Annotated in this window: 15 protein-coding genes; 7 read left to right on the top strand and 8 right to left on the bottom strand. The window is 61.0% G+C overall.

The features are described 5' to 3' along the window. The first annotated feature begins 4 nt into the window (after nt 1-4). Nucleotides 5-322: a succinate dehydrogenase assembly factor 2 gene (locus tag JNB71_RS01515; protein WP_220370079.1), complete on the top strand. Its 318-nt coding sequence runs from the start codon at nt 5-7 to the stop codon at nt 320-322. Continuing rightward, nucleotides 319-3,828, top strand: a complete 3,510-nt coding sequence (gene mfd / locus JNB71_RS01510; protein ID WP_220370078.1) for a transcription-repair coupling factor — start codon at nt 319-321, stop codon at nt 3,826-3,828. Before JNB71_RS01515 ends, mfd begins: the two co-directional genes overlap by 4 nt. Before the next feature lie 55 nt (nt 3,829-3,883). On the opposite strand, the gene JNB71_RS01505 is transcribed toward mfd, so the two are convergent. Next, nucleotides 3,884-4,549 (bottom strand): DsbA family oxidoreductase, encoded by a 666-nt coding sequence (locus tag JNB71_RS01505; RefSeq protein ID WP_220370077.1) that lies wholly within the window; start codon nt 4,547-4,549, stop codon nt 3,884-3,886. A 95-nt stretch (nt 4,550-4,644) separates the two neighbouring features. After that, on the bottom strand, nt 4,645-6,519 hold the full coding sequence (locus JNB71_RS01500; protein WP_431027872.1) for an extracellular solute-binding protein: 1,875 nt from the start codon (nt 6,517-6,519) through the stop codon (nt 4,645-4,647). 225 nt (nt 6,520-6,744) lie between these two features. Here JNB71_RS01500 and JNB71_RS01495 point away from each other — a divergent pair, with 225 nt between their 5' ends. Next, nucleotides 6,745-7,377 carry an invasion associated locus B family protein gene (locus tag JNB71_RS01495; protein WP_220370075.1) on the top strand — a complete coding sequence of 211 codons (633 nt, stop codon included), beginning with the start codon at nt 6,745-6,747 and terminating at the stop codon, nt 7,375-7,377. Nucleotides 7,378-7,508: 131 nt separating this feature from the next. Here JNB71_RS01495 and hspQ read toward each other — a convergent pair whose 3' ends face one another. After that, the gene (hspQ, locus tag JNB71_RS01490) at nt 7,509-7,838 is read right to left on the bottom strand and encodes a heat shock protein HspQ (RefSeq protein ID WP_220371115.1); all 330 of its coding nucleotides are present in this window, start codon (nt 7,836-7,838) and stop codon (nt 7,509-7,511) included. A gap of 185 nt (nt 7,839-8,023) precedes the next feature. On the opposite strand from hspQ, the gene JNB71_RS01485 reads away from it, so the two are divergent. Then, on the top strand, nt 8,024-9,058 hold the full coding sequence (locus JNB71_RS01485; protein WP_220370074.1) for a hypothetical protein: 1,035 nt from the start codon (nt 8,024-8,026) through the stop codon (nt 9,056-9,058). A gap of 47 nt (nt 9,059-9,105) precedes the next feature. Then, the gene (locus tag JNB71_RS01480) at nt 9,106-10,143 is read left to right on the top strand and encodes a TAXI family TRAP transporter solute-binding subunit (protein WP_220370073.1); all 1,038 of its coding nucleotides are present in this window, start codon (nt 9,106-9,108) and stop codon (nt 10,141-10,143) included. A gap of 93 nt (nt 10,144-10,236) precedes the next feature. Here the strand turns inward: JNB71_RS01480 and glnA are convergent, their stop codons facing one another. Next, on the bottom strand, nt 10,237-11,646 hold the full coding sequence (glnA, locus tag JNB71_RS01475) for a type I glutamate--ammonia ligase (protein WP_220370072.1): 1,410 nt from the start codon (nt 11,644-11,646) through the stop codon (nt 10,237-10,239). Between the two features lie 61 nt (nt 11,647-11,707). Continuing rightward, nucleotides 11,708-12,046 (bottom strand): P-II family nitrogen regulator, encoded by a 339-nt coding sequence (locus tag JNB71_RS01470; protein WP_018324798.1) that lies wholly within the window; start codon nt 12,044-12,046, stop codon nt 11,708-11,710. A gap of 335 nt (nt 12,047-12,381) precedes the next feature. Between JNB71_RS01470 and JNB71_RS01465 the strand changes: the two genes are divergently transcribed. Further along, the gene (locus JNB71_RS01465; RefSeq protein WP_220370071.1) at nt 12,382-13,860 is read left to right on the top strand and encodes an NAD(P)H-hydrate dehydratase; all 1,479 of its coding nucleotides are present in this window, start codon (nt 12,382-12,384) and stop codon (nt 13,858-13,860) included. On the opposite strand, the gene JNB71_RS01460 is transcribed toward JNB71_RS01465, so the two are convergent. Both JNB71_RS01460 and uvrA read right to left on the bottom strand, forming a co-directional pair. Further along, nucleotides 13,861-14,664 carry a DUF72 domain-containing protein gene (locus tag JNB71_RS01460; protein WP_220370070.1) on the bottom strand — a complete coding sequence of 268 codons (804 nt, stop codon included), beginning with the start codon at nt 14,662-14,664 and terminating at the stop codon, nt 13,861-13,863. 26 nt (nt 14,665-14,690) lie between these two features. After that, entirely contained in the window at nt 14,691-17,612 is a 2,922-nt protein-coding gene (gene uvrA, locus JNB71_RS01455) for an excinuclease ABC subunit UvrA (RefSeq protein ID WP_220370069.1), read from the bottom strand. Nucleotides 17,613-17,882: 270 nt separating this feature from the next. On the opposite strand from uvrA, the gene JNB71_RS01450 reads away from it, so the two are divergent. After that, nucleotides 17,883-18,398: a single-stranded DNA-binding protein gene (locus JNB71_RS01450; RefSeq protein WP_112853789.1), complete on the top strand. Its 516-nt coding sequence runs from the start codon at nt 17,883-17,885 to the stop codon at nt 18,396-18,398. Between the two features lie 78 nt (nt 18,399-18,476). Here the strand turns inward: JNB71_RS01450 and JNB71_RS01445 are convergent, their stop codons facing one another. Beyond that, nucleotides 18,477-19,106, bottom strand: a complete 630-nt coding sequence (locus JNB71_RS01445; RefSeq protein WP_220370068.1) for a MarC family protein — start codon at nt 19,104-19,106, stop codon at nt 18,477-18,479. Nucleotides 19,107-19,227 lie beyond the last annotated feature (121 nt).

The following is a 19,227-nucleotide window of genomic DNA, read 5'->3' as shown; positions in this document are numbered from 1 at the left end:
TTCGATGACGGGCATCACACGCACGAGCGCCGATCTTGATCCGCGCCGCCGACGCATTCTTTTTCGTGCCTGGCATCGCGGCATCAGGGAAATGGACCTGGTGTTCGGGCAGTTCGCCGACAACGAACTTGCCGGGCTCGCGGACGCCGACCTTGACGAGCTCGAAACCATCATGGCGGAGGAGGACAACGATCTGGTCAAGTGGATCATCGGCGAGAGACCGGTGCCGCAACACTTCCGGACGCCGCTGTTTGAACGCATTGCTTCCTATCGCCCGGATTTCGACAAGCTGCTTGGCGCCGAGAATAAAGACGATCGATGATTGCCGGATTTGACCCCAGTAAAGTTGCCCGCGCAACCCGTGAACTGACCATCGGCCCGGTGCCCGCCGGCGTCGAGCCGCTTGTTCTTGCCGAACTGGCACGAGCCAATGGCCCCGTCGCCTACATTCTGTCAGATGGTCAGCGGATTGCCGACGTCGAGCAGATGCTCGGCTTTGCCGCGCCCGACATTCCGGTTCTCACGCTGCCCGGATGGGACTGTCTGCCCTATGACCGCGTATCGCCAAGTGCCGACATCTCGGCCCGGCGGCTGGCGACGTTGAGTGGCCTGATCGCGCATGCGAAGAAGCCGCATCCGGCCATCGTGCTCGTTACCGTCAATGCGGCACTTCAGAAGATGGTGCCGCAGGCGATCATCGAAAGCCTGGCCTTCTCCGCCCGGCCGGGCAACACGATCCGGATGGACGATGTCGCAGCGCGGCTTGCACGCAATGGCTTCGAGCGCGTCGCCACCGTTCGCGAAGTCGGTGAATATGCGGTGCGCGGCGGCATACTCGATGTCTTCGTTCCCGGCAGCGACGAGCCGGTGCGTCTCGATTTTTTCGGAGACACGCTCGAAACGATCCGTTCCTTCGATCCTGCCAGCCAGCGCACCACCGGCCAGGCCCGCTCGCTCGACCTCAATCCGATGAGCGAGGTGTCGCTCACGCCTGAGACGATCAGCCATTTCCGAACCCGGTACCTCTCGCTGTTCGGCGCGGCGACCCGCGACGATGCCCTCTATCAGGCGGTTTCCGAAGGCCGGCGCTATGCCGGCATGGAGCACTGGCTGCCGCTGTTCTATGACCGGCTCGATACTGTGTTCGACTACCTTGCCGGTTTCCATATCGTGACCGATCACGTGGCTCGCGAGGCCGCCGCCGAGCGCTCCAAGCTGGTCGCGGACTACTACGAGGCCCGTCAATCCTCCGCAGCACCAGGCAAGGCTCAGATATCGCAGGGTACGCCCTACAAGCCCGTGCCGCCGGAGTTGCTCTACCTCGGTACCGAAGACTTCAACGCCGCGCTGGTCTCGCGCAATGCCGTTCGCCTCTCGCCGTTCAGCGAGCACGAGGGCGAAGCACGCCAGGTCATGACCATCGATGCGCGGCTCGGCGTGCGCTGGGCGAAGAATGCGACGGAAGGGGCAAGCGACGCCGAGCGGGTCAACGTCTTCGACCAGGCAGTGAAATACATCGCAGACCGCCGCGCCAGGGGCGCCAGGGTTCTCATTTCGGCCTGGTCGGAAGGATCGCTCGACCGCCTGCTGCAGGTACTGGCCGAGCACGGGCTTGCAAACGTCAAACCGGTCAAGGCGCTTTCGGAATTGAAATCGCTGAAACCCGGCGAGGCGGCCTCCGCCGTTCTCAGCCTCGAGAGCGGGTTCGAGACCGGCGATCTCGTCGTCATCGGCGAGCAGGATATTCTCGGCGACCGCATGGTGCGCCGCTCGAAGCGCCGCAAGCGTGGTGCCGATTTCATCGCCGAGGTTGCCGGCCTCGACGAAGGCAGCATCGTCGTCCACGCCGAACACGGGATCGGCCGGTTCGTCGGTCTGCGGACGATCGAGGCGGCAGGGGCGCCACATGCCTGCCTGGAACTGGTCTACGCGGACGAAGCAAAGCTCTTCTTGCCGGTGGAGAACATAGATCTTCTGTCGCGCTACGGCTCGGAAGGCAGCGACGCGGTACTCGACAAGCTCGGCGGGGTCGCCTGGCAGGCCCGCAAGGCCAAGCTCAAGAAGCGCCTGCTGGATATGGCCGGCGGCCTCATCCGCATTGCTGCAGAGCGCCTGACGCGGCATGCCCCGGTGCTCGCCACGCCGGACGGGCTCTATGACGAGTTCGCGGCCCGCTTCCCCTATGACGAGACCGAAGATCAGCTGAATTCGATCGAGGCCGTGCGCGAGGATCTCGCAGCCGGCCGACCGATGGACCGGCTCGTCTGCGGCGACGTCGGTTTCGGCAAGACGGAAGTCGCGCTGCGCGCCGCGTTCGTGGCCGCGATGAACGGCGTTCAGGTGGCCGTCGTCGTGCCGACGACGCTGCTTGCCCGCCAGCACTTCAAATCCTTCACCGATCGTTTCCGCGGCCTGCCGGTACGCATCGCCCAGGCATCGCGCCTCGTCGGTTCCAAGGAACTGGCGCTGACCAAGAAGGAAGTGGCCGAGGGCAAGACGGATATCGTCGTCGGCACGCATGCGCTGTTGGGCGCCTCGATCAATTTTGCCAATCTCGGCCTTTTGATCATCGACGAAGAACAGCATTTCGGCGTCAAGCACAAGGAGCGGCTGAAGGAGCTGAAATCCGATGTGCACGTGCTGACGCTGTCGGCAACGCCGATCCCGCGCACGCTCCAACTTGCCTTGACCGGCGTGCGCGAACTGTCGCTGATCACCACGCCGCCGGTCGACCGCATGGCGGTGCGCACGTTCATCTCGCCCTTCGATGCGCTGGTGATCCGCGAAACGCTGATGCGCGAGCATTATCGCGGCGGCCAGAGCTTTTACGTCTGCCCGCGTCTTGCCGATCTCTCGGAAATCCATGATTTCCTGAAATCCGACGTACCGGAGCTGAAAGTCGCCGTTGCCCATGGCCAGATGCCGGCGACGGAGCTCGAGGACGTCATGAATGCCTTCTACGAGGGACGCTACGACGTTCTGCTCTCCACCACGATCGTCGAGTCCGGTCTCGACGTGCCGACGGCCAACACGCTGATCGTGCACCGCGCCGACATGTTCGGCCTGGCGCAGCTCTATCAGCTACGCGGCCGCGTCGGGCGCTCCAAGGTTCGCGCCTTTGCCCTGTTTACGCTGCCGGTCAACCGGACGCTGACGGGCACGGCCGAGCGCAGGCTCAAGGTGCTGCAGTCGCTCGATACGCTGGGCGCCGGCTTCCAACTGGCGAGCCACGACCTTGACATCCGTGGCGCTGGCAACCTGCTCGGTGACGAGCAATCCGGCCATATCAAGGAGGTCGGTTTCGAGCTGTACCAGCAGATGCTGGAGGAGGCCGTCGCCGAATTGAAGGGCGAAGAGGAAATCGCCGATACCGGCTGGTCGCCGCAGATCTCGGTCGGAACACCGGTGATGATTCCGGACGACTACGTGCCGGACCTGCATCTGCGTCTTGGCCTGTACCGCCGTCTCGGCGAGATCACCGAACTCCCGGAGATCGACGCCTTCGGTGCGGAACTGATCGACCGATTCGGCCCGCTGCCGCTCGAAGTCCAGCACCTCTTGAAGATCGTCTACATCAAGTCGCTCTGCCGCACGGCCAATGTCGAGAAGCTCGATGCAGGGCCGAAGGGCGTCGTGGTGCAGTTCCGCAACCGGGAATTCCCCAATCCGGGCGCACTTGTCGGCTATATCGCCAAGCAGGGCATCATGGCGAAGATCCGCCCCGACCACAGCATCTTCTTCCAGCGTGATTTCCCGACGCCGGAGAAGCGGCTGGCAGGCGCCGCCATTGTCATGACGCAATTGGCGGGTCTGGCGAAGGGCGCCTGAGCCCAAACAGAGTAGCCGCGCAAGATTTCGTGCGGCTTTCAAATCGGCAAAAACGTCAGTTGATCTGAGCCGTATTCTTCATCCTGGCGATATCCCGTAGCGCATCGGTCAGGACATCGACGGACTGGGCGCCCATCACCGCATATTTGCTGTCGATGATGAAGCACGGCACGCCGGTGACACCCATGCGCCGCGCCGCCTCGATTTCCTCGCCGACAGCGTCCTTGTCGGCATTGGAGGCGAGCAACGCAGCGATGACATGACGATCGAGACCAGCTTCAGTTGCGATGTCGAGCAGCACAGTGTGATCGCCGACATTGCGGCCCTGCTCGAAATTTGCCTTGAACAGCAGCGAAGCAACCTTGCTCTGGACTTCCGGCCCCTCGGTCAAAGCCCAGCGGATCAGCCGGTGCGCGTCGAGCGTGTTCGGGCTGACTTTCACGGCGTCGAAGTCAAATGCAATGCCGTCCTGCTGGCCAAGTCCGATCAACATCTGATGCGCGCGGTCGACGGCGGCCTGTCCTCCGAGCTTCGCGACAAGATGCGACCTGTGATCGACGCCTTCGGGCGGCAAGTCGGGATTGAGCTGAAAGGGACGCCAGTTCACCGTCACATGAATCTCGTCGGCCACATTGGCGATTGCCTGATCGAGCCGCGCCTTGCCGAGATAGCACCAGGGGCAGACGACGTCCGAGACAACATCGATATTTACGAGATCCATGGTGCCGATTCCTTCTGCTGCAGACCATCGGTCCGCGACATAGTCGCAGGCCTTTTCGGTTTCAATGCGTTACCAAAAGTATACCGGCCTCCGCATCACTGCACGGTTTCGTCCCACCAGGCAGGCAACTGGTAGCCATAGAGCGGCACGACGCTCGGCCGGCCGATATGCTTGGCACGCGCCACCCATTGGGCAGCGACATGGTAGAGCGGCACGAGATAGGAATTGTTGATCAGCAACCGATCGTGAGCCCGAACGGCGGCGACGAAATCCTCCGTCGTCCTGGCCTGGAGGATATTGCTGATCAGCCTGTCGACGTCCTTGTCCGCGACACCGGCGAAATTCGAACTGCCCTGCTGGTCGCGTGATTGCGATCCCCAGTAGGAGATTTGTTCGACCCCCGGCGAGAGAGAAGAGGGGAAGGACTTGATGATCACGTCATAGTCGAACGACTGGCTGCGCTGCTGGTACTGCGAATCGTCGACGGTACGCACCGATGCGGTAATGCCGAGGGCTGCAAAGAAGCGCTGGTAGGCAAGCGCCAGTTTTTCCTGGCCCTCGTTCTGGGTCATGATCTCGAAGGCGAGCGGCTCGCCCTTCTCGTTGATCATCTTGCCGTCCTTGATGCTGTACCCGGCTTCCCGCAGCAGTGTTACGGCTTCGCGCAGCACATTGCGATCGCGTCCAGAGGCATCGGTGACGGGCAGCCGGTAAGTCCCGTCGAGTATGGCCGGATTGATCCGGCTGCGGATGTCGCCCATCAAGCCTAGTTCGCGATCATCCGCCGGGACGCCGAGATAGGAGAGGGTCGAGTTCTGCCAGAAGCTCTGCGTGCGGGTATAGGCATTGTCGAACAGGTTCTTGTTGACCCACTCGAAATCGAAGACAAGCGCCAGCCCCTGGCGCAGCTTGATGTTCTCAAACATCGACCGGCGGGTGTTGAAGACGAAGCCGAGCATGCCGGACGGCGTCTTCGGCGTGAACGTATCCTTGATCACCTTGCCGGACTGCACCGCCGGGAAATTGTAGCTGCGTGTCCATTTTGTCGGGCTGCCCTCGGGGTAGATATCCACTTCGCCCTTCTTGAAGGCCTCAAACAGCGAATTGTCCTGAAGGAAATATTCGACCGAAATTTCATCGTAGTTGTCCAAGCCGACCTTGCTGGGGAGATCCTTTGCCCAGTAATCGGGGTTGCGCTTGTAGACGATCCGCTCGCCGGGCTTGACCTCCGCCACACGATAGGGTCCGGAACCCAAGGGAAATTTGAGCGTCGTCTGGTCGAAGCTCGCCACATCGGTCGCGTGTTTCGGCAGGATCGGCGTCATGGCGATCAGCAAGGGAAATTCACGGTCGGCCTCATCGTTGAAGGTGAAGCGGACGCTGCGGTCGCCGACCTTTTCCATCTTCTCGACCTTCGCCAGTCGCGTGCTGAACGGCACGCGGCCCTTATCGCGAAACAGTTCGAAGGTGAAAACGACGTCCTCGGGCGTCACCGGCTGACCGTCGGCCCATTTGGCCTTCGGATTGAGGTTGAACTGGATGAAGCTGCGGTCGTCGTCCCATTCGACAGTCTCGGCAAGCAGGCCGTAGAGCGAGAAGGCCTCGTCTCTGGAACGCTGCATCAGCGAATCATAGACGAGATTTCCGTATTCCGGGTCGAGCATGCCGCGCGCGGTGGTGCGCATGCTTTTCAGGATGAAGGGATTGAGGTTGTCGAAAGTGCCGACGACGCCATAGGCGACGCGGCCGCCCTTCTTCACGTCCGGTCTGACATAGGGGAAACTCTTGAAATCTGCGGGCAGGGCGGGCTGCCCGTGCATGGCGATGCCGTGGACCGGTTCGGCCCTAGCCGCGACGCCCGTGCCCAGCGCGGCAAGCAGCGAAATCAACCCTAAGAATAATGCCCGCAAGCCCGCCTCCTGCTGTCTTCTCTCGTATGAATCACGGCAAACTAGCACGTTGACAGGCATTTCCAACCGGCACAGACCGCAAAAATCCAGGTGTGGCCCAAGCGATGGCCGGAAAAAAATCAAGGAAAGACTGGATATCCGCGCCCGCTCGCTGTAACAGGTGTTCCCGGAGACGAGGGTCATGCAATTGCCTTATTTGCCCAACAGGAGAGCGGGCGGCTGACCATAGATGACGAGTGGCTTAAAGACTGCTCAGACACCGGAATTCAGGAGACGGATATCGTTATGATCTTCAAGTCGAACTTCACCAAAAAGGCCGCACTTTCGGCATTTGCCGGCGCTGTTGCCGTCGCCGCGATGCCCGTGGCGTCCTTCGCGCAGGAGCAGGCTGCCGGTCGTCCGCCACAGGGCTGGTTCAAGGTCTGCACCAAGCAGGAAGACAACGATGTCTGCATCGTGCAGAACCTCTTGTCAGCCAACAACGGCCAATTGATCACGGCCGTTGGCCTTATCAGCGTTCGCGGCAAGGTAGAACGCAAGGTAATGCAGGTTTCTGTCCCCTCCGCGCGCCTCATCCCGCCGGGCATCCAGATGCAGATCGACGGCGGCAAGGGCGTCAAGCTCGACTACGCTATCTGCATGCCGGACAAGTGCATCGCGGAAGTGCCGCTGAGTGATGCCGTGCTCGCCAGCCTGAAGAAGGGTGGCGAAGTGGTGTTCACCTCGGTCAACTTCCAGCGCGCGCCGAACCCGATCAAGATTTCGCTCAATGGCTTTACCGGCGTGTTCGACGGCGAGCCGATCGAGCAGTCGAAGCTGCAAGAGCGCCAGCGCCTGCTGCAGGAAGAAATGCAGAAGAAGGCCGAAGACGCCCGCAAGAAGCTGGAAGAAGCCCAGAAGGCCGCCAAGCAGAACTGATCGCAACGCGATACAGCAAAAACCCCCGGACTTGAACTGACCCCCGAAAGTTGGACATCAACCTTCGGGTGTCAGTTCATTTTCGTCGGGGGCTTTTTGTTACAGTGCGAAGCCGCCCGGGATGGTTGACGTCAGTGCTGGACGACAGCTTTCGGCTTATACTGGCCGGCTCCCTGCGGATCGAAGAAGGCATTCACTTGCGAATGGCGCATGGGCCTTCCACTGTCGTCCGAAACGAGGTTCTGTTCGGAAACATAGGCCACATATTCCGCTTCGTCATTTTCCGCGAGCAGATGGTAAAACGGCTGATCCTTGCTCGGGCGGACTTCAGCGGGAATAGCATTCCACCATTCCTCGGTGTTGGCGTATTCCGGGTCAACGTCGAAGATGACGCCGCGGAACGGAAACACACGGTGGCGAACAACCTGTCCAATCTGAAATTTTGCTTCTCTTTGTTTCATCATGAGAGGTTCCTTTCCCCCAATATGTGGTGGTCTTTCAACAAACATCAATAGGCAAGGTCGGCACGCCATGGCTGCGTAGCGGCCGGCGAGAAGGGCCACGGGTATGCGGATTGCCGTGCTTGCCTCCTCCGGAAATTCGTCGTACCTGAATTGAAGGGGAGTTATTCCGTGGCGGATCGGGCATGAGCAATCAGTGGGGCAGAAACAGCCAGGTGACGCGCAGCGGCGGCTCGTCCGGCTTCTTGCTGCCGGCCATTCTGTGCGCGGTGCTCATCGCCGCCAGCGGCTATTTCTGGTTCACCCGCCAGGCCATGCAGGCGGAAATTGCCGAATTGAAGGCGCAGGCAGGGTCGCTGACCGACCAGTTGGGCAAAGTGACCGCCGAGAGAGACAAGGTCACCGGCGACCTCGCCGAATTCCGCAAGAATTCCGGCAACTGGGCGGGAGAGCTTGAGCAGGAATATGCCGAACTGAAACTCAACGAAGTGCCAAAGCTCAACCGGCTGCTCGACAAGCGCGATGCGGACATTTCGAGGCTCGAAAAACTGCTTTCCACCGAAAGGGCCGCGGCGAAATCTGCTGCCGACGATTTCACCGCGACGATCGCCAAACTAGACGCCGATTTGACCGCCGCCAAATCGGATGCCGCGAGCGCTAAAAATGAGGCCGAAAGCCTAGCGGCCGAGAAGCTGGCCCTGAACACGCAGCTAACCAGTCTGCGCTCGGCCGTGGAACGGGCCATGGCCGACGCTGCTGCTGCCCGCAAGGCACTGGAACAAAAGCAGGCGGACGCGCAGGAGACAGCTGCCTTCAAATCGGCGCTCGAAGCGCGTGATGCCCGGATCGAGACGTTGGAGCAGAGCCTCGGCGAGGCGCGCCGTAGAGTGGCGGCACTGGAAAAACAGCTTGCCGACGACGCCGCCGCCGCCGCCGTTGCCAGGGAAACGAGCGAAAAACCCGACACGCCATTGTCCACCGATCTGCCGAGTACGGCCGGGGCCAATGCAGGCGCGCTAACGCCGCGCGACAGCCAGTTGGTAGAGAATGTCATCGGCACGACGCGCGGTCTTGGCTTTCTGGATGAGGAAAAGACGCAGCGCCTGAAGGACAAGCTCATCGCCGGCGCCTGCGTAACGGATGCCCTCGAGAGCGTCTTCGACAAGGTGCCGCTCGTCCTGATGCGCAACCTCATGCGTGATTTCAAAAGCGATTGCTGACATATTCCTCCGCTTGCCGAGCGCAAGCGGTTTTCGGGAGAGGAAAAATGGTGTTTCGACTGGCCTCCGTTGCCGCCGCGATCGTCGCGGCCTGTCTATTCGGTCCGGCATCGGCGGCCGAGTTTGAAAAAAACATCATGACCGGCGGACCGCAGGGCACCTATATCCAGATCGGCCGCGATGTCGCAGCACTCGGCAAGAGTTGCGGGCTGACCCTCAACGTCCAGGAATCCGCAGGCTCGCTGGAAAATTTTATCGGGGTGAGAAACCGCAAGAACACCCAGTTCGGTATCGTCCAGAGTGACGTGCTCGAATATCTGAAGACCTTCGAGGCGAACGACCCCGAGGTGCAGCAGGCGGTGCGTGGCGTGCGCATCATGTTCCCGCTCTATAACGAGGAAATCCACGTTCTCGCCCGCGCCGATATCAAGGATATGAAGGACCTGGACGGCAAGAAGGTTGCCGTCGGCGTGAAGGACAGCGGCACCTTCCTGACGTCCTCGCTCATTCTCGACATTCTGCAGGTGAAGACCGGCGAACGCGTCGCGATCAACCCGGATACGGCTTTGCCGAAACTGCTGGCCGGCGAGATCGACGCCTTCTTCTACGTCGCAGGGGCTCCGGCGGCGCTGTTCAAGAACAACCCGATCGACGGCGCGAAGTTTCATCTCCTGCCGATCACCGAGGCGCCGCTGCTTGCCACCTACACGGCCTCGCGCATCGATGCCGGGACTTACGCATTCCAGAAAGAACCGGTCGATCTGATCGCCGTGAAGGCCGTGCTGATGACCTATGACTACGATGTCAAGCGCAACGCCTATCAGCGCGAAAGCTGCAAGGCGGTGTCGGAGTTCTCAAGCCTCATTCTCAACAATCTCGAAAAGCTGCAGGCGACCGGACATCCGAAATGGAAGGATGTCGATCTGACCGCCTTGCCGCCCGGCTGGCAGGTCGGCGTTTGCGTCAAGGCAGGCATGGCGCTTGACTACAAGCCGGCCTGCAAGGCGCCGGAAGCCGCAACCGGGCAGCCGGATGGCAACGAGGAATATCTCGAACTGCTGAAGCAGCGCCTGAAGAAACAATAGCCGGTTCCAACCGTACAAATGAAAAGGCCGGTCTCACGCGAGACCGGCCTTTTGTTTGAGCCGGACCCGCTCGCGCGGGCCCAGAAGCCGCTTTTAGGCCGAGTAGTACATGTCGAATTCGACCGGATGCGGGGTCATCTCGAAGCGCATGACCTCGGTCATCTTGAGTTCGATGTAAGCATCGATCTGGTCGTCGTCGAAGACGCCGCCGGCGGTCAGGAACTTGCGGTCCCTGTCGAGGTTTTCGAGCGCTTCGCGCAGCGAGCCGCAGACTGTCGGGATCTTCCTCAGTTCCTTCGGCGGCAGGTCGTAGAGATCCTTGTCCATGGCCTTGCCCGGATGGATCTTGTTCTTGATGCCGTCGAGGCCGGCCATCAGCATGGCGGCAAAGCCGAGATAGGGGTTTGCCAGCGGATCGGGGAAGCGAACTTCGACGCGCTTCGACTTCGGACCGGTACCGAAGGGGATGCGGCACGAGGCAGAGCGGTTGCGGGCCGAATAGGCCAGCAGAACCGGCGCTTCATAACCCGGCACCAGACGCTTGTAGGAGTTCGTCGTCGGATTGGTGAAGGCGTTGATTGCCTTGGCATGCTTGATGATGCCGCCGATATAGAAGAGGCAGGTTTCCGACAGGCCGGCATATTCGTCGCCGGCAAACGTCGGCTTGCCGTCCTTCCAGATCGACTGGTGCACGTGCATGCCCGAGCCGTTGTCGCCGAAGATCGGCTTCGGCATGAAGGTTGCCGTCTTGCCATAGGCATTGGCGACCTGGTGCACGACGTACTTGTAGATCTGGATCTTGTCGGCGTTGCGCACCAGTGTGTCGAACTTGACGCCGAGCTCATGCTGGGCAGCGGCCACTTCATGGTGCTGCTTTTCGACGGTGACACCCATTTCGCTCAGCACCGTCAGCATTTCGGAGCGCATGTCCTGGGAGCTGTCGACCGGCGGAACCGGGAAGTAGCCACCCTTGACGCGCGGGCGGTGGCCGAGGTTGCCGGTTTCGTAGTCGGTGTCATCATTGGAGGGCAGTTCGGACGAGTCGAGCTTGAAGCCGGTGTTGTAGGGGTCGGCCTTGTATTTCACATCGTCGAACACGAAGAATTCCGGCTCGGGACCGACGAAGACGGTGTCGCCGATGCCCGATGCCTTGAGATAGGCTTCGGCTTTCTTGGCGATGCCGCGCGGATCGCGGTTATAGGCTTCACCGGAGACCGGATCGAGAATGTCGCAGACAATGACCATCGTCGACTGCGCGAAGAAGGGATCCATGTGCACGGTTGCCGGATCCGGCATCAGCACCATGTCGGACTCGTTGATCGCCTTCCAGCCGCCGATCGACGAACCGTCGAACATCACGCCATCGGCGAACATGTCCTCGTCAACACCGGATACGTCCATCGTGACGTGCTGCAGCTTGCCCTTCGGGTCTGTGAAGCGCAAATCCACGAACTTGACGTCGTTATCCTTGATTTGCTTGAGGATATCATTGGCAGTCGTCATGTTTTGAAAGTCCCTCTCTTGAGATGACGAGGTAGTAGCCCGGACCGAACGGCCAGGCTGATTAGATGGCGTCGATGCCCGTCTCACCGGTGCGGATTCGGATGACCTCTTCGATATTGGAGACGAAAATCTTTCCGTCGCCAATACGCCCGGTCTGGGCGGCGTTTCGAATGGCCTCGATTACTGCCTCCGCATTCTCGTCTGCCAGCACGACTTCGACTTTCACCTTCGGGAGAAAATCAACAACGTATTCTGCCCCACGGTAAAGCTCCGTATGGCCCTTCTGGCGCCCAAAGCCCTTCGCTTCCGTGACGGTGATGCCCTGAAGGCCAACCTCCTGAAGGGCTTCCTTTACTTCGTCAAGCTTGAAAGGCTTTATGATCGCTTCGATCTTTTTCATGAGAAAATTTCTCTCCGCTTCTCCCGTTATAGCAGGCTTATGCCGGCTTGCCCTCGATATGCATTTTACATGCCAGAATGGCAAATGCGATGCCGTTTTGGATGAAAACTCCTCCAACGGAGGCGATCATAGCCGTTTCTTCAGAATAATCAGCGCCTTTTGCCTATTTTTTATGAATTTTTGTACGGAAATAACGTTGCTGACGCGTTGTTCCGGTTCACGCTTCATAAAGTGTCACATTTGGGGGCTAAATATGTGCAAATGCATAAAAAATGGACATACTGCATCCGTGTTTTGAGCTTGCGACTGCCCCGGCTGCAAGGCATTTTGATGCAATGTCAGCCGATAGAAATCACACCGTCGTCACGCCCGCCGAAATCACTGCGATTGATGCCGATGCCGCGCGCTCGGGGATCGACAGTTTCGGCCTGATGACGTCCGCTGGAACGGCCGTTTCAGCGGCCGCTTTGCGGCTTTATCCCGGCGCCTTGCGGTTTGTCGTTCTATGCGGTCCCGGCAACAATGGCGGCGACGGCTATATCGCCGCCGCAGCCTTGCGGGACAGCGGCGCCGATGTCGACGTCCATGCCCTGGGTGATCCGGCAGCCCTGAAAGGCGACGCGGCCCGGGCCTGCACGGCGTTCGGAACGGCGGTGAAACCGCTTGCGGACTATGCCCCGACCGCCGGTGACGTTGTCGTCGATGCTTTGTTCGGTGCAGGCCTTTCGCGTCCCGTCCCGCCGGAAGCGGCAAGGGTGATGCGGACCGTTGCTAGCCAGGACCTTCCGGTGATCGCCGTCGACCTGCCCTCCGGCGTCGATGGCCGCAGCGGACAAGTTCTGGGCGCAGGCTTTCGGGCGCGTCACACCGTCACGTTCGTCGCCCGCAAGCCGGGACATTTGCTGATGCCGGGGCGGATGCTTTGCGGGACGCTGGAGGTGTTCGATATCGGCATTCCCGAACGCATCCTGTCCGCCCGCGCCGGCAGGCTTAGTGCAAACGGCCCGCATCTCTGGCGGAAATACGCGTTCACGCTGGACCCCGCCGCGCACAAGTTCAAGCGCGGGCACCTTGGCGTTTTTTCGGGCGGCCCGCTCTCGACGGGTGCGGCACGCCTGTCGGCCATTGCCGGTCTGAGGGCGGGCGCCGGATTGGTGACGATCGCTTCCCCGGCCGCGGCCTTGCAAGCCAATGCGTCCCATCTGACGGCCGTAATGTTGAAGCAGATCGAAGGCGAAGACGACCTCGCGCAGTGGCTGGCTGACAAACGCGTTGGCGCCTTCGTGCTCGGCCCGGGATTTGGCGATCTGCAGAGGGTGCGTCGGTACGCCCTGATGCTCGCTAGCCACAAACTGGTGCTCGACGCCGATGGCATCACGGCTTTCAAGGACGATTCGGGCCCGCTTTTCAAAGCCTGCGCCAAGGGTGAAACGCGACTGGTCATGACACCGCATGACGGCGAGTTCGCCCGGCTGTTTCCGGATATCGAGGCCGACGAGGCCCTTTCGAAGGTCGACCGCGCCATCGCCGCGGCCAAACGCAGTCATGGCGTCATCGTCTACAAGGGTGCCGACACGGTAATCGCCGCGCCCGACGGCCGCGCCGCGATCAACACCAACGCGCCGCCGTGGCTGGCGACGGCAGGATCGGGAGATACGCTCGCCGGTATCATCGGCGCCCATCTGGCGCAGGGCATGCCCGCCTTCGAAGCGGCCGCCGCCGGTGTCTGGCGTCATGGACGAGCCGGCGCGAAAGCGGGCGAGGGGCTGACGGCGGAAGATCTCGCAGCGGCCATCGAAGCGCTGCCGGCCTGATCAGTCGACGCGCTTCTGCAGTGCCCGCGCGCCGTTCGGTGCATTGACCTTGCCCTCGCTGATGAAGAAGGCAAAGACATCGCGAGGCTTCTTTTCAGGCTTGCGCGAGGGATCACCAAGGTCAAGCTCCGCCACCGCGCCACCCGACGCCCAGGTCTTCAGCCGATCGGCCCACAGATCGAGCCGCTTTTCGTCATAGCAAGTCTCGACATCGTCGCTGCCCGTCTGCAGGCGGGCATAGACGAAGTCCGAGGTGACGTCGGCGATCATCGGGTAGTCGGCGTGATCGGCGCAGACCACGGCCACGTTGTGTTTCGCCAGCAGCGCGATGAACTCCGGCGTGCGGAAGGATGGATGGCGCACCTCGACGACGTGCCGCAGAGTCAGGCCATCCTGCTTCTCCGGCAGCAGTGCCAGAAAGGCACCGAAATCATCGGCATCGAATTTCTTGGTGGGCATGAACTGCCATAGGATCGGGCCGAGATGCGGCCCCAGTTCCGTGAGCCCCTGGCCAAGAAACCGGTTGATCGAATCACCCGCCTCGGCCAGCACTTTCTTGTTGGTGGCAAAGCGGCTCGCTTTCAGCGAGAAGACGAAATCATCCGGCACTTCGGACGCCCACTTGGCAAAGGTTTCCGGCTTCTGCGAACTGTAATAGGTGCCGTTGACCTCGATGACCTTCAGTTGCCGGCTGGCATATTCCAATTGCCGCTTCTTCGACAGCGTCTCAGGATAGAACGTGCCTTCCCAAGGATCGAAGGACCAGCCGCCGATGCCACAGCGGATCGTGCCAGATTTGGTCATGCCGTCGCCCCCTTCGGTCCTGTCTTTTACTCCGCCGCTTCCGCCTTGCGAAGCGGACGCCGTTCCAGAAGCTCCTTCAGGAAAGCGCCGGTATGTGATCGCTTTTCCTTGACGATATCTTCCGGTGTCCCCGCTGCAATGACTTCGCCGCCGCCGTCGCCGCCTTCGGGTCCGAAATCGATCACCCAGTCGGCGGTCTTGATGACTTCCAGATTGTGCTCGATGACGACAACCGAATTGCCCTGGTTGACGAGCTCATGCAGAACTTCAAGAAGCTTCGCTACATCATGGAAATGCAAGCCAGTTGTTGGTTCGTCCAGAATATACAGCGTGCGCCCGGTCGAGCGCTTGGACAGTTCCTTGGCGAGCTTGACGCGCTGTGCCTCGCCGCCCGAGAGCGTGTTGGCCTGCTGACCGACCTTGATGTAGCCGAGGCCGACCTGGTTGAGCGTGACCAGCTTGTCGCGCACAGCGGGCACGGCGGCGAAGAACTCGACGCCTTCCTCGACCGTCATGTCGAGCACGTCGGCGATCGATTTGCCCTTGAAATGCACGTCCAGCGTCTCGCGATTGTAGCGTTTGCCGTGGCAGACGTCGCAGGTGACATAGACATCCGGCAGGAAGTGCATCTCGATCTTGATGACGCCGTCGCCCTGGCAGGCCTCGCAGCGGCCGCCCTTGACGTTGAAGGAGAAACGACCGGGCTGGTAGCCGCGCGCCTTCGCTTCCGGCAGGCCGGCGAACCAGTCGCGGATCGGAGTGAATGCGCCGGTATAGGTCGCCGGGTTCGAGCGCGGCGTGCGGCCGATCGGCGACTGATCGATGTCGATCACCTTGTCGATGTGCTCAAAACCGTCGATCCGGTCGTGCTCGGCCGGATTCTCGCGCGCGCCCATGATGCGCCGTGCGGCCGCCTTGTAGAGCGTCTCGATCAGGAAGGTCGACTTGCCGCCGCCCGAAACGCCGGTGACCGCGGTGAATATGCCGAGCGGGACCGAGGCGGTGATGTTCTTCAGATTGTTGGCGCGGGCGCCGACAACCGTGATTTCCTTTTTCTTCTTCGGCTTGCGACGTTGCGACGGCACGGCGACCGACAGCTCGCCGGAAAGATATCGCCCGGTCAGCGAATTCGGATTGGCGATGATGTCGGATGGCGCACCCTGGGCGACCACCTCGCCGCCGTGGATACCGGCGGCGGGTCCGATATCGACGACATAGTCCGAGGTCAGGATCGCATCCTCGTCGTGTTCGACGACGATCACCGTGTTGCCGATGTCGCGCAGATGCCGAAGCGTCTCGAGCAGCCGGGCATTGTCGCGCTGATGCAGGCCGATCGACGGCTCGTCAAGCACGTAGAGGACGCCGGTCAGGCCGGAGCCGATCTGCGATGCCAGCCGGATACGCTGGCTTTCGCCGCCCGACAGCGTGCCGGAATTGCGCGAGAGGCTGAGATATTCCAGGCCGACATCGTTGAGGAAGCGCAGCCGCTCGCGGATTTCCTTCAGGATGCGGACGGCGATCTCGTTCTGCTTGGCATTCATGTGGCCCGGCAAGGCGTCGAACCAGTCGCGGGCGACGCGGATCGACATGTCGGTCACCTCGCCGATATGCAGCTTGTCGATCTTCACCGCCAACGCTTCCGGTTTCAGGCGGAAACCGTTGCAGGCCGGGCAGGGGGCTGCCGACATGTAGCGCTCGATCTCCTCGCGTGCCCAGGCGCTGTCGGTCTCCTTCCACCGCCGCTCCAGATTGGGCACGATGCCCTCGAAGGTCTTCGTCGTGTTGTAGGATCGCGCGCCGTCCTCGTAGTGGAAGCTGATCTTTTCCTCGGTGCCCTGCAGGATTGCATGCCGGGCTTCGTCGGACAGATCGCTCCATTTGCTTGACAGCTTGAAGCCAAACGCCTTGCCCAGTGCTTCGAGCGTCTGGTTGTAGTAGGGCGACGAGGACTTCGCCCAAGGGGCGATGGCGCCATTCTTCAGCGTCCGGTCGGGTTCGGGGACGATCAGTGCCTCGTCGATCTTCTGCTGGCTGCCGAGCCCATCGCAGGTCGGGCACGCGCCGAAGGGATTGTTGAACGAGAACAGCCGCGGCTCGATCTCCGAAATGGTGAAGCCGGATACGGGGCAAGCGAATTTTTCGGAAAAGAGCACGCGCTCATGCGTCTCGTTCAGCGATTTGTTGGCCGAGCCGCCTGCTGACGTCTCTTCCGGCGGCAGCGGCTTGTCGGCAAATTCGGCGATGGCCAGGCCGTCGGCAAGCGTCAGGCAGGTTTCGAGACTGTCGGCCAGGCGCGCCGTCAGGTCGGGACGCACGACGACGCGGTCGACGACGACGTCGATATCATGCTTGTACTTCTTGTCGAGTGACGGTGCCTCGGCAATCTCGTAGAACTGCCCGTCGATCTTGACGCGCTGAAAGCCCTTCTTCATCAGTTCGGCGAGTTCTTTTTTGTACTCGCCCTTTCGTCCGCGCACGATCGGCGCCAGTATATAGAGCCGTGTCCCTTCGCCGAAATCGACGATGCGGTCGACCATTTGGCTGACCGTCTGGCTTTCGATCGGCAGGCCGGTGGCCGGCGAATAAGGCACCCCGACGCGGGCGAACAGGAGGCGCATGTAGTCGTAGATTTCGGTGACCGTTCCGACCGTCGAGCGCGGGTTGCGCGAGGTCGTCTTCTGCTCGATCGAGATCGCCGGCGACAGCCCGTCGATCTGGTCGACATCCGGCTTCTGCATCATCTCGAGGAATTGGCGGGCATAGGCCGAAAGGCTCTCGACGTAGCGGCGCTGGCCTTCCGCATAGATCGTGTCGAAAGCGAGCGACGATTTCCCGGAGCCGGACAGGCCGGTCATGACGATCAGCTTGTTGCGCGGCAAATCGAGGTCAATGCCCTTCAGATTGTGCTCGCGCGCGCCGCGAATGGAAATAGTCTTGTGTTCGCTCATCGTGTCCAGCTTTGTAAATCCGGTGAATGCTCCTATTTAAGTACGGCACGGCGCATGTCGAGGCGCAATCCAAAAAAACAGGCGGGCTTTCCCGAGTCAGTTGACACGATATTACGGATTTACTAGAACAAATAAAGAACAAAAATTCAAAATCTGTTGTGGATGACGCGGTGCGAAGGGGCGTATGGTGGGCCGGCAGCCGCTAAGATGCGCGCTTGAGAATTTTGGTGGCCGGGCTGCGATGCCGGGCGGGATAACAGGAAAAGCAAGATGGCGGGTAGTGTCAACAAGGTGATTTTGATAGGCAACCTCGGGGCGGACCCGGAAATCCGGCGCACGCAGGACGGCCGGCCGATCGCCAACCTGCGGATTGCGACCTCGGAAAGCTGGCGCGACCGCAATACGGGCGAGCGCAAGGAAAAGACGGAGTGGCACACCGTCGTGATCTTCAACGAAGGTCTCTGCAAGGTTGCCGAGCAATATCTGAAGAAGGGCTCGACGGTCTATATCGAGGGCCAGTTGCAGACCCGCAAATGGCAGGATCAGAATGGTCAGGATCGCTATTCGACGGAAGTTGTCCTGCAGGGCTTCAACTCGACGCTGACGATGCTCGGCGGGCGGGGCGACGCCGGTTCCGGCGCCGGTCGAAGCGGCTCGGATTTCGGTGGCGCAAGCTCCGGCGGCTACGGCGACGACTACGATCGGCCTGCATCGGCGCCGGCCGGCCGCTCGAGTGGCGGTGGCGGAAACTTTTCGCGCGACATGGATGACGACATTCCGTTCTGATCCGTCGCGTCACAATACAGAAAGAGGCTCGGGAAACCGGGCCTTTTTGCTGCTTGAGCGTTCGGTGATGCGTGCGCGTCAAAGCGCCATTGATGACTTCACGCCATCCACGACGAACTGAACGGCAAGCGCTGCGAGGATGACGCCGAGCAGCCGGGTCAGGATGGCGCGGCCGGTGACGCCTAGGAAGCGGTCGATGCGTTCGGCGATGACCAGGGCGGCAAAGAGCAGGGCAAGACAAAAGGCGATGACGAGGATGAGCTGTGCCCGGTCGATGGTGGCGGAGAAGGATCCGGATAAAAGGATCGTCGCCGAGATCGCGCCGGGGCCGGCAATCAGCGGCAGTGCCAGCGGAAACACCGCAATATTGTGAATGTGGTCGCGGGTGATGGCGGCTTCGCCGGTCTTTTCCTTCCGCTCGTTGCGTTTCTCGAAGATCATCTCGAAGGCAATCCAGAAGAGCAGGAGGCCGCCGGCGATCCGGAACGCGCCGATCGAAATGCCGAGCAGCCCAAGGATGCCGTTGCCGAAGAGGGCGAAGGCGGAGAGGATGAAGAAGGCAATCAGCGTGCCGCGGCGTGCCACTAGGAACCGTTCCTGGCGGCTCATGCCCGTTGTCAGGCTGAGGAAGATCGGCGCAAGGCCGGGCGGATCGATGGTGACCAGAATGGTGGTCAGCGCATTGATCAAGAGATCGATGTGAGACATGCGGCTTCCCCGTCGCGGCTTTGCTTATGATGGCCGTCCTGCGGATTGTTAGGCGAGCGGATCGGCGAAGGAAAGAGCTGTTTCGGACCGTTCCTTCGCTTTTGCCTTGCAAATGCCACGC

It is taken from the genome of Rhizobium herbae, assembly GCF_019511375.1.
Lineage (GTDB): Bacteria > Pseudomonadota > Alphaproteobacteria > Rhizobiales > Rhizobiaceae > Pararhizobium > Pararhizobium herbae_A.
The sequence above is the reverse complement of the archived record's forward strand: the minus strand, read 5'-3'. Positions and strand labels throughout refer to the sequence as shown.

Excerpts from the sequence above, each read along its gene's own strand:
- JNB71_RS01460 (WP_220370070.1), bottom strand. The coding sequence starts at position 14,664 with ATGACCAAATCTGGCACGATCCGCTGTGGCATCGGCGGCTGGTCCTTC.
- JNB71_RS01500 (WP_431027872.1), bottom strand. The coding sequence starts at position 6,519 with ATGCCTGTCAACGTGCTAGTTTGCCGTGATTCATACGAGAGAAGACAG.
- glnA (WP_220370072.1), bottom strand. The coding sequence starts at position 11,646 with ATGACGACTGCCAATGATATCCTCAAGCAAATCAAGGATAACGACGTC.
- JNB71_RS01495 (WP_220370075.1), top strand. The coding sequence starts at position 6,745 with ATGATCTTCAAGTCGAACTTCACCAAAAAGGCCGCACTTTCGGCATTT.
- JNB71_RS01505 (WP_220370077.1), bottom strand. The coding sequence starts at position 4,549 with ATGGATCTCGTAAATATCGATGTTGTCTCGGACGTCGTCTGCCCCTGG.
- JNB71_RS01480 (WP_220370073.1), top strand. The coding sequence starts at position 9,106 with ATGGTGTTTCGACTGGCCTCCGTTGCCGCCGCGATCGTCGCGGCCTGT.
- JNB71_RS01445 (WP_220370068.1), bottom strand. The coding sequence starts at position 19,106 with ATGTCTCACATCGATCTCTTGATCAATGCGCTGACCACCATTCTGGTC.
- hspQ (WP_220371115.1), bottom strand. The coding sequence starts at position 7,838 with ATGAAACAAAGAGAAGCAAAATTTCAGATTGGACAGGTTGTTCGCCAC.
- JNB71_RS01470 (WP_018324798.1), bottom strand. The coding sequence starts at position 12,046 with ATGAAAAAGATCGAAGCGATCATAAAGCCTTTCAAGCTTGACGAAGTA.
- JNB71_RS01465 (WP_220370071.1), top strand. The coding sequence starts at position 12,382 with ATGTCAGCCGATAGAAATCACACCGTCGTCACGCCCGCCGAAATCACT.
- JNB71_RS01450 (WP_112853789.1), top strand. The coding sequence starts at position 17,883 with ATGGCGGGTAGTGTCAACAAGGTGATTTTGATAGGCAACCTCGGGGCG.
- uvrA (WP_220370069.1), bottom strand. The coding sequence starts at position 17,612 with ATGAGCGAACACAAGACTATTTCCATTCGCGGCGCGCGCGAGCACAAT.
- JNB71_RS01485 (WP_220370074.1), top strand. The coding sequence starts at position 8,024 with ATGAGCAATCAGTGGGGCAGAAACAGCCAGGTGACGCGCAGCGGCGGC.
- JNB71_RS01515 (WP_220370079.1), top strand. The coding sequence starts at position 5 with ATGACGGGCATCACACGCACGAGCGCCGATCTTGATCCGCGCCGCCGA.
- mfd (WP_220370078.1), top strand. The coding sequence starts at position 319 with ATGATTGCCGGATTTGACCCCAGTAAAGTTGCCCGCGCAACCCGTGAA.